The sequence below is a fragment of the Streptomyces sp. HUAS 31 genome (assembly GCF_028198125.1).
Classification (GTDB): domain Bacteria; phylum Actinomycetota; class Actinomycetes; order Streptomycetales; family Streptomycetaceae; genus Streptomyces; species Streptomyces chartreusis.
Genome location: NZ_CP116353.1, coordinates 2122374 through 2137382 on the forward strand (window position 1 = coordinate 2122374; position 15009 = coordinate 2137382).

General features: G+C 70.4%; 11 protein-coding genes. 2 read left to right on the top strand and 9 right to left on the bottom strand.

Annotated elements, in window-relative coordinates; all coding sequences use genetic code 11:
* Nucleotides 1-79: 79 nt before the first annotated feature.
* The 9 genes from PGH47_RS09285 to PGH47_RS09325 form a co-directional block, all read right to left on the bottom strand.
* A complete protein-coding gene (locus tag PGH47_RS09285) occupies nt 80-1201 on the bottom strand; it encodes a pseudouridine synthase (protein ID WP_271663022.1) in 1122 nt (373 codons plus the stop codon).
* Nucleotides 1201-1884, bottom strand: coding sequence for an SMC-Scp complex subunit ScpB (gene scpB / locus PGH47_RS09290; RefSeq protein WP_271663023.1), 684 nt, complete (start codon nt 1882-1884; stop codon nt 1201-1203). Before scpB ends, PGH47_RS09285 begins: the two co-directional genes overlap by 1 nt.
* The gene (locus tag PGH47_RS09295; RefSeq protein ID WP_271663024.1) at nt 1881-3095 is read right to left on the bottom strand and encodes a segregation/condensation protein A; all 1215 of its coding nucleotides are present in this window, start codon (nt 3093-3095) and stop codon (nt 1881-1883) included. The genes scpB and PGH47_RS09295 overlap by 4 nt, the downstream gene beginning before the upstream one ends.
* 18 nt (nt 3096-3113) lie before the next feature.
* A complete protein-coding gene (locus PGH47_RS09300) occupies nt 3114-3728 on the bottom strand; it encodes a hypothetical protein (protein WP_271663025.1) in 615 nt (204 codons plus the stop codon).
* A complete protein-coding gene (locus PGH47_RS09305) occupies nt 3713-4735 on the bottom strand; it encodes a ParA family protein (protein WP_125528776.1) in 1023 nt (340 codons plus the stop codon). Before PGH47_RS09305 ends, PGH47_RS09300 begins: the two co-directional genes overlap by 16 nt.
* Nucleotides 4736-5251: 516 nt before the next feature.
* On the bottom strand, nt 5252-6376 hold the full coding sequence (gene ald, locus PGH47_RS09310) for an alanine dehydrogenase (RefSeq protein WP_030956297.1): 1125 nt from the start codon (nt 6374-6376) through the stop codon (nt 5252-5254).
* Nucleotides 6377-6511: 135 nt separating this feature from the next.
* Entirely contained in the window at nt 6512-8599 is a 2088-nt protein-coding gene (locus PGH47_RS09315; protein ID WP_271663026.1) for a tetratricopeptide repeat protein, read from the bottom strand.
* Nucleotides 8600-8760: 161 nt separating this feature from the next.
* Entirely contained in the window at nt 8761-9387 is a 627-nt protein-coding gene (locus tag PGH47_RS09320; RefSeq protein ID WP_030954103.1) for an NUDIX domain-containing protein, read from the bottom strand.
* A gap of 98 nt (nt 9388-9485) precedes the next feature.
* On the bottom strand, nt 9486-11135 hold the full coding sequence (locus PGH47_RS09325) for a CTP synthase (protein WP_107909131.1): 1650 nt from the start codon (nt 11133-11135) through the stop codon (nt 9486-9488).
* A 506-nt stretch (nt 11136-11641) separates the two neighbouring features.
* On the opposite strand from PGH47_RS09325, the gene PGH47_RS09330 reads away from it, so the two are divergent.
* Both PGH47_RS09330 and PGH47_RS09335 read left to right on the top strand, forming a co-directional pair.
* Nucleotides 11642-13468, top strand: coding sequence for a glycoside hydrolase family 15 protein (locus tag PGH47_RS09330; protein WP_271663027.1), 1827 nt, complete (start codon nt 11642-11644; stop codon nt 13466-13468).
* Between the two features lie 68 nt (nt 13469-13536).
* Nucleotides 13537-14916, top strand: a complete 1380-nt coding sequence (locus PGH47_RS09335; RefSeq protein ID WP_271663028.1) for an FAD-binding oxidoreductase — start codon at nt 13537-13539, stop codon at nt 14914-14916.
* Nucleotides 14917-15009: the final 93 nt, after the last annotated feature.

Here is a 15009-nt window from a genome sequence, read left to right on the forward strand (position 1 = left end):
ACCGGCGTGGGGGCGAAAACGCATCGGCCGGCCCCGGATCTGTTCCGGGGCCGGCCGACACATCGACTCGTCGGGCCTTCTAGAGGTCGACTTCCTGCATGAGCATCCCGACCTCGGTGTTCGAAAGGCGTCGCAGCCAGCCCGACTTCTGGTCGCCCAGCGTGATCGGCCCGAAGGCGACGCGCACCAGCTTGTCGACCGGGAAACCGGCCTCGGCGAGCATGCGGCGCACGATGTGCTTGCGGCCCTCGTGCAGGGTGACCTCGACCAGGTAGTTCTTGCCGGTCTGCTCGACGACCCGGAAGTGGTCCGCGCGGGCGTAACCGTCCTCCAGCTGGATGCCGTCCTTGAGCTTCTTGCCCAGGTCGCGCGGGATCGGGCCCACGATGTGCGCGAGGTAGACCTTCTTCACGCCGTAGCGGGGGTGGGTCAGCCGGTGCGCCAGCTCGCCGTGGTTGGTGAGCAGGATCACGCCCTCCGTCTCGGTGTCGAGCCGCCCGACGTGGAAGAGCCGCGTCTCCCGGTTGGTGACGTAGTCGCCGAGGCACTGCCGGCCCTCGTTGTCCTCCATCGTCGACACGACGCCGGCGGGCTTGTTCAGCGAGAAGAACTGGTACGACTGCGTCGCGACGGTCAGGCCGTCGACCCTGACCTCGTCCTTCTCCGGGTCGACGCGCTTGCCCTGCTCGAGGACGATCTCGCCGTTGACCTCGACCCGGGCCTGCTCGATCAGCTCCTCGCAGGCACGCCGTGAGCCGTAGCCCGCGCGGGCGAGGACCTTCTGGATCCGCTCGCCCTCCTGCTCCGCGCCCGGGAAGGTCTTGGGCAGCTTGACGTCCTTCTTGCCGGCGTAGCGCTCACGGTTGCGCTCCTCGGCCCGAGCGTCGTACTCACGGGACGTGGCCGGAGCCGAACGGCCGCGGCCGGTGCCCTGGGACTGCTTGGGGCCGCCCTTGGCGCCGCCGCGCGCCGAGGCGCCGCGCCCCGACTTCGGACCGTCCTGGGTGGCGCCGGGGCCGACGTCGTAGCGCCGCTCCTCCGGGCGCGGCTTCTTCGCCCGGCCGCCCTGCTTGTCGTCGCGGTTGTTTCCGGCGCCGCGGAAGTTACCGCGGCCACCGCTGCTTCCGCCGCGGCCGCCGCTGTTGCCACCACGGCTCCCGCCGTTGTTTCCGCTGCTGTTCCTGCCGCTGCTGCTTCGCATCAAAATTCCGTCTGGTCGTCTGCGTCGTCGGTGCCCCGTGGTGCCGGGGCGCCCGGACCGTCATCGGGAGCGTCCGGGTCGAACGACGGCACGCCTTCCTGGGTCTCGGCCTCGATCGCCTCCGCCTCCGGGAGGAAGGGCGCGAGCTCCGGGAGCTCGTCCAGACCGCGCAGGCCCATCCGCTCCAGAAAGTAGTTCGTCGTCCTGTACAGGATCGCACCTGTTTCGGGTTCCGCGCCCGCCTCCTCGACCAGCCCGCGCTGGAGGAGGGTGCGCATCACACCGTCGCAGTTGACTCCGCGTACGGCGGAGACCCGGCTGCGGCTGACCGGCTGGCGGTAGGCGACGACCGCGAGGGTCTCCAGGGCGGCCTGCGTGAGCCGGGCGGTCTGCCCGTCCAGGATCAGGCGTTCCACGGCCGGGGCGTACTCGGCACGCGTGTAGTAGCGCCAGCCGCCCGCGACGAACCGCAGCTCGAAGCCGCGGCCCTGCACGGCGTACTCGTCGGCGAGTTCCCGCAGGGCGTCGGCGACCTGGCGTCTGGGCCGCTCCAGGATCTTCGCGAGATGCTCCTCGGTGGCGGGCTCGTCCACGACCATGAGCATCGCCTCAAGGGCGGGCTTGAGGTCGAGGTCCGCGACGGTACGCAGCCCGGCCGGAAGTTCGGTGGTCTCCTCACTCACGCCTTCTTCTCCTCCCGCTTGGGCGGCTCGGGCGGCCGGTCGAACTCGTCGGTCACCATCGGCGCCTCGTCACCCTCCCCGCCGGTCCAGCGCACCAGGAGCTCGCCGAGCGCGGTCTCCTGGTCGAGGGCTACGGCCTTCTCCCGGTACAGCTCCAGCAGGGCCAGGAAGCGTGCGACGACGGTCAGGGTGTCGTCGGTGTCCTCGACCAGGGCCTGGAAGCTGACCTCGCCGAGCTCCTTCAGCCGCGCGACGACGATCCCGGCCTGTTCCTGCACGCTGACCAGCGGCGCGTGGATGTGATCGACGTAGACCTGCGGCTTGGGCTTGGGCTGCATCGCCTTGACCGCGAGCCTGGCGAATCCTTCCGCCCCGATGCTGATGACGACCTCTGGCAGCAGCTCGGCATGGTGCGGTTCGAGCCCGACGGTGCGTGGATAACGCCGCGCCTCCTCGTCGAGCCGGCGGTTGAAGATGTCCGCGATCTGCTTGTACGCCCGGTACTGGAGCAGCCGCGCGAACAGCAGGTCCCGGGCCTCCAGCAGCGCGAGGTCGGCCTCGTCCTCCACCTCGGCGGAGGGCAGCAGCCGGGCCGCCTTGAGGTCGAGCAGGGTCGCCGCGACCACGAGGAACTCGGTCGTCTCGTCGAGGTCCCAGTCCGGTCCCATGGCCCGGATGTGCGCCATGAACTCGTCGGTGACCTTGGACAGCGCGACCTCGGTGACGTCCAGCTTGTGCTTGGAGATCAGCTGCAGGAGCAGGTCGAAGGGGCCCTCGAAGTTGGCGAGCCGGACCTTGAAGACACCGCCCTCGTCACCGGCCTCGGTCGCGTCCTGCGGGGCGGGCGACTCGGGTTCGGCACCGGGACCGGGATCCGGGACAAGCTCGGTGTCCGGGACAGGCTCGGTGTCCGGGACAGGCTCGGTATCCGGGACAAGCTCGGCCTCGGGTTCCGGCACGACGGCCGGGAGCTCCGGCTGCGGCTGCGGCTCCGGCTCCGGGACCACGACCTCCGGAACCTCGGGAACCGCGGAGACCTCAGGAGCTTCGGGTACCTCGGCAACCTCGGGCTCCGGGTCCAGCTCCGGCTCGGGCTCCGGAGCGACAGGCCCCGGCACGGAGACCGGCGCCGTTCCCGGCCCCCGTCCCAGCGCACGCCGACGGCCGCCGGAGGCACCGGCACCGCGGGCGGGAACGTCGTTCGAGGTCATGGCCCCCGCAGGCTACCGCTACCGCCCGCGAAGCCGTCGGACGAGGATGCTGGCGTCTCCGCGGCTCTCCAGATCCGCGAGGACCACGGCCACCGCCTCGCGGACGATCCGCCCGCGGTCGACGGCCAGCCCGTGCTCACCGCGGAGCACCAGCCGGGCGTGCTCCAGATCCATGAGCTCCTCGGCGGAGACGTACACGGTGATCTTCTCGTCGTGCCGCTCGCGGCCACTGGGCCGGCGCGAGGCGGAGCGCCCACGCTTGCGCGGCGCCGCGGCGGCCGCACCGGAGGCGGCGCCGGCACCCGCGGCACTCACGGAGGCTCCGGCAGAACCTTCCTGCGCCGCCTGACGCCGCGGGGAACGCTCCGCGGCGGCGGACCGGCTGCGCGACTCGCCGGCATCGGCCGACTCCGCGTCGGCCGCGACGTGTTCCGCGCCGTCGCCGTCACCGCCCTGTGCGGGCACCGACTGCGGCGCGTCCTCCACGGCCGCGGCCGAGTCGCTCTCCCCCGCGGGAGCCGGCACCCGGGCCTCGCCGTTGGCGGGACGCCGGGGAGTGGACGGCTGGAGCGCCATACCCCCTGTCGTACGGAACAGTTCGTCGGCCCCCGGCAGACTCACTCGGCGTGACACCGGGCGAGCACCTCCCTGGCGAGCTGGCGATAGGCGGCGGCACCGACGGAGTTGGAGGCGTAGGTGGTGATCGGCTCACCGGCGACCGTGGTCTCCGGGAAGCGGACCGTGCGCCCGATGACCGTGTGGTAGACGTGGTCGTCGAACGCCTCGACCACACGCGCGAGCACCTCACGGCTGTGCACCGTGCGCGAGTCGTACATCGTGGCGAGGATCCCGTCGAGTTCCAGCTCCGGGTTGAGCCGCTCCTGGACCTTTTCGATGGTCTCGGTCAGCAGCGCCACACCGCGCAGCGCGAAGAACTCGCACTCCAGGGGCACGATCACCTTGTGGGCGGCCGTCAGCGCGTTGACCGTGAGCAGGCCGAGCGAGGGCTGACAGTCGATCACGATGAAGTCGTAGTCGGGCAGCAGCGGCTTCAGCGCGCGCTGGAGCGTCGACTCGCGCGCGACCTCGCTGACCAGCTGGACCTCGGCGGCCGACAGGTCGATGTTGCTCGGCAGCAGGTCCATGTTGGGGACCGCCGTCTTCAGGAGCACCTCGTCCGCCGACATGCCCCGCTCCATGAGCAGGTTGTAGACGGTGAGGTCGAGCTCCATCGGGTTGACGCCGAGGCCGACCGAGAGCGCGCCCTGAGGGTCGAAGTCGACGAGCAGGACCCGGCGTCCGTATTCCGCGAGTGCGGCACCCAGGTTGATGGTCGACGTCGTCTTGCCGACGCCGCCCTTCTGGTTGCACATCGCGATGATCTTCGCGGGACCGTGGTCGGTCAGCGGACCCGGGATCGGGAAGTACGGCAGCGGGCGCCCGGTCGGGCCGATGCGCTCACGGCGCTGCCGGGCAGCGTCGGGCGCGAGCGTGGCCGCGTACTCGGGGTCGGGCTCGTACTCCGCGTCGGGGTCGTAGAAGTGCCCTTCGGGCAGTTCGTCGTAGTCGGCGAAGTGGTTGTGGGGCGCGCCACTTCCGTCGCCGGCCATGGCGTTCACGTGATGGCCATCCATGCTCATGTGTGCTGGCAGAGTCGCCCTTGAGGGGGCCTTGTGACCCTGGTGGGCTGCGAAGGTGCGCACCGCGACGGAGCCGACAGCCTCGAACCCCGCGGGACCCTGGTCCCGTACCGGCGTTCCTGGTTGACCACCCCCGGGAGAAAATGTCGACTCATTCACAAGTCGTCTTACCTCCTTGGTGACCAGGAAACTTCTAGACAGGTCAGCGTTGCACCATGCCGACGGTTGGCGACTCTATGGCGTGTCGGTGGTCCGCAGCAACACAATCCGCCGGACCGAGCAGATGTGTCGACAATGAAACATCCCGCTGTCAAGGGCGTACGGCCGTCGCACAGCAGGTTTCACCGGTGTGCGAATCGGTCGAAGGGTTGCGTTCGAGGCGAGTTGACCGAGAGCCGCAAAGTGACCATACACACATCCGGCCGGACCTTTTCGGGCAAGGTCCGGCCGGGTGCGTACGGTTGACGACTCGTGTTGACGTATCGCCTTTACCAGAAAGTGACTTAGGCGATCAGCTCAGCCGAGCAGCGTTTCGAGGTCCACGTGCTCCAGGCCGTGCGCCTCCGCCACCTCGCGGTAAACGACCTTGCCGTCATGCGTGTTGAGGCCCTTGGCCAGCGCGGCGTCACGGCGCAGCGCCTCGACCCAGCCGCGGTTGGCCAGCTCGACGATGTACGGCAGCGTGGCGTTGGTGAGCGCGTAGGTGGAGGTGTTGGGCACCGCGCCCGGCATGTTGGCGACGCAGTAGAAGACCGACTCGTGGACCGGGAAGGTCGGCTCGGCGTGCGTGGTGGGACGCGAGTCCTCGAAGCAACCGCCCTGGTCGATCGCGATGTCGACAAGGACACTTCCCGGCTTCATGCGCGACACGAGCTCGTTGGTGACGAGCTTCGGGGCCTTGGCGCCCGGGATGAGGACGGCACCGATGACGAGGTCGGCCTCCAGGCAGGCCTTCTCCAGCTCAAGGGTGTTGGAGACGACGGTCTGGATCTTCGTACCGAAGATCTTGTCCGCCTCCTTGAGCTTGTTGATGTCCTTGTCGAGCAGGGTCACGTGGAAGCCCATGCCGATGGCGATCTGCGCGGCGTTCCAGCCGGAGACACCGCCGCCGATGACGACGGCGCGGCCGGCGAGCACGCCGGGGACGCCGCCGGGCAGCACACCGCGGCCGCCGTTGGCACGCATCAGGTGGTAGGCGCCGACCTGCGGGGCCAGGCGGCCCGCGACCTCGGACATCGGGGCGAGCAGCGGCAGGGCCCGGGAGGGCAGCTCGACCGTCTCGTAGGCGATGGCCGTGGTGCCGGACTCGATCAGCGCGTCCGTGCACTCCTTGGAGGCGGCCAGGTGCAGGTAGGTGAAGAGCGTCTGGTCCTTGCGGAGGCGGTGGTACTCCTCGGCGATGGGCTCCTTGACCTTGAGCAGCAGGTCGGCGGTGGCCCACACCTCGTCCGCGGTGGGCAAGATCTGGGCACCGGCGGCGACGTACTCGCTGTCCGGGATCGACGAGCCGACACCGGCGCCCTGCTCGATGACGACCTGGTGGCCATGGCGCACCAGCTCCAGCACGCCGGCGGGGGTGATGGCCACCCGGAACTCGTTGTTCTTGACCTCGCGGGGGATGCCGACCTTCACGTCGATCACGGTCCTTGGCTCAGAGGGTGTGGGGGCATTTCTATACATACCCAGGCATGCAGGGCACACCGGGAGACACCGCAGGAGAAGGTGCGGCAGAGCCAGTCTAATGAAGGTGTTCCCGCTGTCTAGCCTTTCATTGCATCAATCTTCTTTGGATGCACTACGGATTTCGCAGGCGTTAGGGTCTGGTTCCGGCTCGATTGCCTCTTGCCGGGGCTCGGACTCGGCCGCATCGGAGTCCTCGGGCTCCTCTCCCAGCATCCGCTCGGCGGCGCCCCGGTGCAGCTGCGCGGCCGCGGGATCGCCCAGGCGGTCCAGGCTGTCGGCGAGCCGCAGATACAGCGCGCCCTGAAGCCGCGGATCCTCCGCGCGCCGCGCCCAGTCCACCGCCTCCTGGCAGGTACGCAGCGACTCCTCCAGCCGCCCGGCGTACTCCTGAACCCGGGCCAGCTCGCTCAACGCCCGTGCGTGGCCCCCCACATCACCGTTCTTGCGGTGCCCGGCGACCGCGGCCCGCCAGCTCCGCTGCGCCTCGCCGTACCGGCCCGCGTAGGTGTGCGCCTCGGCGATGCGGCCGTACAGCCGGGCCTCGTCCTCCCGCTCGGCCCGGGCCTGCCGCTGGGCCAGGGCGCGGCCGAACCAGTCGGCGGCCCGGTCGTAGTCCCCGAGCTCCAGATGCGCGCCGCCTACGGATTCCATCGCGCGACCGGTCGCGTACGGGTCATTTCCTTCCCGTCCGGCGTCCAGCGCGGCCCGGAACCGCACCAGCGCCTCCCGGGTGCGCCCCGTCCGGACGTCGAGGTCGCCGAGGTTCAGCAGGGCCGCGGCCTGCTCGCGGGGCAGGTTGCGGCGCTGCGCCACGTCGAGGACCAGGGCGTGCACGTCGTACAGGTCAGGGGCGGCGGCCTTGGTGCCGAAGTGCGCCACCATGGCTCTGACCAGCTGGGACATCAGCCGTCTGGCGAGGGTGTCCAGCTCCCCGTCGGCGACCGCGGCACGGGCCGAGGCCAGCAGGGCGGGCCTGCGGATGCCGAGCCAGTCGGCGGCGGCCCGGGGGTTGGGGAAGCGCAGGGCACGCGGCATCCCGAGGAGCTTCTGCCGGGTCTCGGGGCTGTCGGTCTCGGTGATCGCCCGGCAGGACTGCAGCAGCCGTACGGTCCGCTCCAGCATCCGGGCGCGGGCGAGCTGGAGCTCGGCCGGACGGTCCTGGGTCTCGGTGAGGGCCGTGAGCAGCGGGTGCAGACAGGCCGGGACCTCGTACTGGGGCAGTGGCGAGTCGACGGCGTGCAGCAGGCCGAGGGCGACGAAGTCGTCCAGGGTGGTGTGGGCGCCCTCCACCGAGGAGCCGGCCAGCGCGGAGGCGGTGTGCGGGTCGATCAGACCGCCGGGGGCGAGGGAGAGCAGCCGCAGTATGCGGGCGGCCGGGGCCGGCAGGCCGGTGTAGGCGAGCCGGAAGATCCGGCTGAGCGGGGTGCCCTCCTCGCCCTCGGCCCGCAGCTGCTTGGCGAGGTCGGCCACGGCGGACTTGGGCCGCGCGGCGAGCCAGCCGCCCGCCAGCCGCAGCGCGGCGGGCTGGCCCTGGCACACCTCGACCAGGCCCTCGGCGGCCCGCGGGTCGACGGTGATGCGCACCGACCCGGCGTGCCGGGACAGCATCTCGACGGCCGACTTGGTGTCGAGGCCGCCGAGCGTGCAGGGCCGGACGTCCGAGATCCCGGTCAGCGGACCGCCGGAGACGGCCACGGCCAGGCATTCCGGGGTGTCCGGCAGCAGGGCGTCGACCTGGTCGGCCTCGGCCGCGTCGTCGAGCAGCAGCAGGACCCGGCGGTCGACGAGGGCCTCGCGCAGTGCCGCGGCGAGGTCGTCCTCGGGGGCGCCGGGCGGGGTGGGCCGGTCCAGGGCGGTGAGCAGCAGGCGGGCGGTGCGCCCGACGGGGACAGGGGTGCCGTCGGGGTCGGTCAGCCTGGCGCGCAGCACCCCGTCCGGGTAGCGGTCCGCCACCTGCCGTACGAGTTCCTCGGCGAGCGCGGTGCGGCCCGAGCCGGGGCGGCCCGCGATGAGCAGCACGCGCGCGCGTGGCGCCTTGCGGCCGGAGAGGGTGTCCAGGCCCGCGCGCTCGATATCGGCGCGCAACTCCTTCAACTCGCGGGTGCGGCCCAGGAATTGGTTCGCATCGGAGGTCCGTGCCGACACCTGCACGCCGCCTGTGTCCACCACCTGATCCGTCACGGGCCACACTCCCGTCCCACGCACGCGCAAGCCCGCCGGGACTCCGGTTCGGGCGTGTATCAGAGCCTAGTTCACGCTCTGCTACGTTCCGGGTGGGGCGAGGCGGGCATGGCGGGACGTCGCCCGATCGGATCAACAGATCGTAGGACTCGGGGCCCCGCCTACACCTCGAACGGCCTCGCCGGCCAGGGCGCACCCGCCGGACGCAACCCGTCCAGGCCGCCGGAGGCGCGCGCGGCGACCAGCGACAGTACGCCCACGACAAGGCAGTTGTTGTGCAGCTCGCCCGCGAGCACACCCCGCACCAGCTCGTCGACCGGCACCCGCGCGTGCTCCATGTCGGCCTCCTCGTCCTCCACGACGAAGCGCTCCCCGTCGGCCTCCGAGAGGTTCCGGGCGAGGAAGATCCGGATGGCCTCGTCACAGCCGCCGGGGGTGGTGTAGACGTCCGTCAGCACCCGCCAGTCCTCGGCCTTGACGTGCGCCTCCTCGTACAGCTCGCGCTGGGCGGCGTGCAGCGGGTTCTCGCCGGGAATGTCGAGCAGGCCCGCCGGGATCTCCCAGAGCTTCTGCCGCACCGGGTGGCGGTACTGCCTGATGAGCAGGACGCGATCCTGGTCGTCGAGGGCGAGCACGGCCACGGAACCGGGGTGGACCTGGTAGTCACGCCGGACGACCGAACCGTCGGGCATGACCACGTCGTCCGTGCGGACGGAGGTCTTGTTGCCCACGAAGGGGGTGTCCGTCGCCCGGATCTCCCACTCCTCGGGGGTGTCCTTGATCGTCATGCCCTGCCCTTCCACACGCTTCAAAAAGAACCCGCCAAAGAAAACCGGGGTGCGCACCCTTTGAAGGTTTGCACCCCGGCCACCGTACAAGTGGTGTGTTACTTCGAATTCTTGCGCTCGACGGAGGCCTTCACGAGGCCGGCGAAGAGCGGGTGCGGGCGCGTCGGACGCGAGCGCAGCTCCGGGTGGGCCTGCGTGGCCACCAGGTAGGGGTGCACCTCGCGCGGGTACTCCACGTACTCGACGAGCTTGCCGTCCGGAGACGTGCCGGAGAACACGATGCCCGCCTTCTTCTCCAGCTCCGCCCGGTAGGCGTTGTTGACCTCGTACCGGTGACGGTGCCGCTCCTCGACGTACTCCTTGCCGTCGTACACCTCGCGCACGATGGAGCCCTCGGCCAGCTTGGCCGGGTACATGCCGAGCCGCATGGTGCCGCCCATGTCACCCTCACCGGCGACGATGTCGAGCTGCTCGGCCATGGTGGAGATGACCGGGTGGGAGGTCGCCGGGTCGAACTCGGTGGAGTTGGCGTCGCCGATGTCGGCCAGGTTGCGGGCCGCCTCGACCACGATGCACTGCAGGCCCAGGCACAGGCCCAGCAGCGGGATCTTGTTCTCGCGGGCGTACTTGATCGCGCCGACCTTGCCGAGCACACCGCGGTCGCCGAAGCCGCCGGGGATGCAGATGCCGTCGACGTCGGCGAGCTGCTGCTTGGCGCCGGCCGGGGTCTTGCAGTCGTCGGAGGTGACCCACTTGATCTTCACGCGGGCCTTGTTGGCGAAGCCGCCCGCGCGCAGCGCCTCGGTGACCGAGAGGTAGGCGTCGGGCAGGTCGATGTACTTGCCGACCAGCGCGAGCGTGATCTCGTGGTCGGGGTTGTGGACGCGGTCGAGCAGGTCGTCCCAGGTCGTCCAGTCCACGTCGCGGAACGGCAGGTCCAGCTTGCGGACGACATAGGCGTCCAGGCCCTCGCCGTGCACGGTCTTGGGGATGTCGTAGATGGAGCGGGCGTCGGGGCAGGCGACCACGGCCGCCTCGTCGACGTCGCACATCAGCGAGATCTTCCGCTTGATCGCGGTGGGCACCTCACGGTCGCAGCGCAGCACGATCGCATCTGGCTGAATACCGATGTTGCGCAGAGCCGCAACCGAGTGCTGGGTCGGCTTCGTCTTCAGCTCTCCCGAGGGGCCGATGTACGGCAGGAGCGAGATGTGGACGACGAAGACGTTGTCACGACCGACCTCGTGACGGACCTGGCGGACGGTCTCCAGGAACGGCAGCGACTCGATGTCGCCGACCGTGCCGCCGACCTCCGTGATCACCACGTCGACCTCGTCCGTCGCCATGCGGCGGATGCGGTGCTTGATCTCGTTGGTGATGTGCGGGATGACCTGCACGGTGTCGCCGAGGTACTCGCCGCGCCGCTCCTTGGCGATCACGGTCGAGTACACCTGGCCGGTGGTGACGTTCGCGGAACCGTCCAGGTCACGGTCGAGGAACCGCTCGTAGTGACCGATGTCCAGGTCCGTCTCGGCGCCGTCGTTGGTGACGAACACCTCGCCGTGCTGGAAGGGGTTCATCGTGCCAGGGTCGACATTGAGGTACGGGTCGAGCTTCTGCATCACCACGCGAAGGCCCCGCGCCTTGAGCAGCATGCCGAGGCTGGAGGCCGTCAGGCCCTTGCCGAGCGAGGAGGCGACACCCCCGGTGACGAAGATGTGCTTGGTCGTCGTGGATTTGGGCGGCATGGCCAAGAGGGAGCTCCCGTGGTCGCGATCTGGGGTGCGGTGCGGCTGCCTGGCCGGAGAAATCTCCGGGGTCGCCGTCGCTGCGGTTCGGGGGTTTTTCTCCCACCGGTCCACGGGCTACCAGGGTATCAGCGACCGGAACCGATGGCTTCCGGCCACGCTCCGCACACGTCCCGCCACGAACCTGCACGACCGTCCCGGTTTCTCACCCCTTGCTCACCCGTTCGGCGGACCCGGGTTGCCCGGAGCGGCACGCAGATCATCTACGTGCGTCGTATCCTGCTCGGACATTCGCTGCCGAGCCCGGCCGGTAACACGGCACCACCCCTCGCCCGTGGCCTCCGGAACAACGAGAGCTCGTCAGTTCGTTGAGCAGAGATTGTCGAGAAACGACAGTCGTTTTGCCTCACGGCCGAAGCGGCTGCTTTGCTTCACCGCTCAACGACGATTTACAACACCCCTTGACCGCACTAGCGAGAGCCCCCTTGTTCCCAGGAGGGGGTGACGTGGCCGTTCGACTGGAGTTGCACGTGGCCGGGCGCATCGAAGACTACGCACTCATCGGAGACATGCAGACCGCCGCGCTGGTCTGCCGGGACGGCACAGTGGACTGGCTGTGCCTGCCCCGCTTCGACTCGCATGCCATCTTCGCCGGACTGCTGGGCACCGAGGAACACGGTTTCTGGCGGCTCGGCCCCGCGCACGCCTCCGACTCCCCGCCGCCCACCGCGGCCCGGCGCAGCTACCGCGGTGACTCCCTGATCCTGGAGTCCGAGTGGGACACGCCGCGCGGCACGGTCCGGGTGATCGACTTCATGCCCCCGCGTGACGGCGCGCCCCAGCTGATCCGGATCGTGGAGGGCGTCTCGGGCCGGGTGCCCATGCGCTCGACGCTGCGGATGCGTTTCTCGTACGGCCGGGTGGTGCCCTGGGTGCACAAGCACGAGGGCCGTACGGTCGCCGTCGCGGGCCCGGACTCGGTGTGGTTCGACACGGAGGCCGAGACCTACGGCAAGTCGCTGACGACGTACTCGGACTTCACGGTCGCCCCGGGTGAGCGGATCGCGTTCACGATCTCCTGGGAGCCCTCGCACAAGCAGCCCCCGGCGCTGCCCGAGCCGGAGCAGTCACTGACGGCGACGGAGGACTTCTGGCGCGAGTGGGTCGAGCACTGCACGTACCACGGCCCCTACCGCGAGGCGGTCATCCGCTCGCTGATCACCCTCAAGGCGCTGACCTACGCCCCCACGGGCGGCATCGTCGCCGCCCCGACGACGTCCCTGCCCGAGGACATCGGCGGCGTCCGCAACTGGGATTACCGCTACACCTGGCTCCGCGACGCGGCGATCACGCTGTCCTCGCTGCTGCGCACCGGCTACCGCGAGGAGGCCCGCGCCTGGCGCGAATGGCTGCTCAGGGCGGTCGCGGGCGACCCGGAGAACCTCCAGATCATGTACGGCATCGCCGGCGAGCGCGAGCTCGGCGAGGCGGAGCTGGACTGGCTGCCCGGCTACGAGAACTCCGGGCCGGTCCGGGTCGGCAACGGCGCCGCGCACCAGCTCCAGCTGGACGTCTACGGCGAGGTCACCGAGGCCCTGCACCTGGCGCACATGACGGGCCTGGCCCGCAACGACTACGCCTCCCTGCTCCAGCTGAAGCTGATCCGCTACCTGGAGGACCACTGGCAGGAGCCGGACGAGGGCATCTGGGAGGTGCGCGGCCCGCGCCGCCACTTCGTGCACTCCAAGGTGATGGCCTGGGTCGCCGTCGACCGCACGATCAAGCTGATCGAGTCCGGCGACGCGGACGGCCCGCTGGAGCGCTGGAAGGAACTGCGCGACGAGATCCACCGGGACGTGTGCGACAAGGGCTACGACAAGGAACGCAACACGTTCACGCAGTCGTACGGCTCCAAGGAGCTGGACGCCTCCCTGCTGCTGATCCCGCAGATGGGCTTCCTGCCGCCGGACGACAAGCGCGTGATCGGCACCATCGAGGCGATCCAGCGCGAGCTGTCCACCTCCGACGGCTTCATCCTGCGCTACCCGACGCAGGGCGAGCACGAGGGCGTCGACGGTCTGTCCGGTGACGAAGGTGCCTTCCTCGCCTGCTCCTTCTGGATGGCGGACGACCTGGCGATGATCGGCCGCGTCGACGAGGCCCGCAAGCTGTTCGAGAGGCTGCTGTCGCTGCGCAACGACCTCGGTCTGCTGGCCGAGGAGTGGGACCCGGTGCGCCAGCGCCAGGTCGGCAACTTCCCGCAGGCCTTCAGCCACGTTCCGCTGATCGACACCGCGCTGCGCCTGACGGCCTCGGGGGCCTACGGCGGCTGAACAGGACCGCCGGCCGAAGCCTGCCTACGCTGGGATGCATCAGCCCCTGCACGAAAGGGGGCGCCCCCATGGCCTCCCCATCGAAGGCGGGCGCGGCCCTCGCCGCGCTGCGCGAGGATCTGGTCGGCGACGTGTTCGCCCCGTCGGACGCGGGCTACGACGAGGCCCGCACGGTCTTCAACGCGATGATCGACCGCCGGCCCGCGGTCATCGCCCAGTGCGTGGACGAGAACGACGTCGTGCGGGCCGTGCGGTTCGGAAGGGACCTCGATCTCAACATCGCGGTGCGCGGCGGCGGCCACAGCGTGGCGGGCACGGCGGTCAACGACGGCGGACTGGTCGTCGACCTGCGGCACATGCGCGCGGTGAGCGTCGATCCCGCGGCCGAGGCGGTACGGGTCGCGGGCGGCGCCACCATGAGCGACCTGGACCGCGCCTGCCAGCCGCACGCCCTCGCCACGACCGGCGGCCGGGCCTCCACGACCGGGGTCGGCGGTTTCGTCCTCGGCGGCGGCTCCGGCTGGCTGGACCGCTGGTGCGGGCTGGCCGTCGACAACCTGGTCGGCGTCGAGCTCGTCACCGCGGACGGCGAGCGGGTCCACGCGAGCGCCGACGAGAACCCGGAGCTGTTCTGGGGTCTGCACGGCGGAGGCGGCAACTTCGGCGTCGCGACCGCGCTCACCCTGAAGCTCCACGAGCTGCCCGAGTTCTCCATCGCGCTGGTGCTGTACCTCCCGGAGTTCGGCCCCGAGGTCACCCGCACCTACCGCGAGCTGATCACCATGGCCCCCGACGAGGCGAGCGGCGGCGTGCTCTATCTCACCGGCCCGCCGGAGGAGTTCGTACCGCCGCACCTGGTCGGCAAGCTCCTGTGCGGTGCACTGCTGACGTACGCAGGGCCCGAGGAGGACATGCGCAAGCTGGCCGAGCCCCTGCTGGCGCTGCCGCACGAGTCGGAGATCGTCGGGGCGATGCCGTACGCCGACGTCCAGTGCATGCTCGACGATCCGCCGGGGATGCGTAACTACTGGTCGGCGGAGTATCTGACGAGCGCGCCCGACGCCTACCTGGACGCGTTCTGCGCCGGGGGCGATGCGATGCCGCCGACCGGCACCATCCATGTGCTGTTCCCGCAGGGCGGGGCGATCGCGGCGGGCCCGCACGAGTACCCCGTGCCCTACCGGGACGCGCCGTGGGCCGTGCACCCCTTCGCGATCTGGGAGGACCCCGCGGACGACGAGCGCTGTGTGAGCTGGGTCCGCGAGGTGCGCGCGGCGGCACAGCCGTGGAGCACGGGAGCGGTCTACCTCAACTTCATCGGCGACGAGGGCGCCGAGCGGGTCGTCGCCGGCCTCGGCCCGGAGAACACTCGGCGCCTGGCCGATCTGAAGCGCCGATACGACCCGGACAACGTGTTCCGCTTCAACCACAACATCAGGCCGGCCTGACCGGCTCGCCGGCTCGGTCGCCCGCCGGCGGCGTCGGCGTCCGTCCGCCCCTCCCGATGAACGTCCTCGGAGGTGTCAGGAGGCCATTCGCAC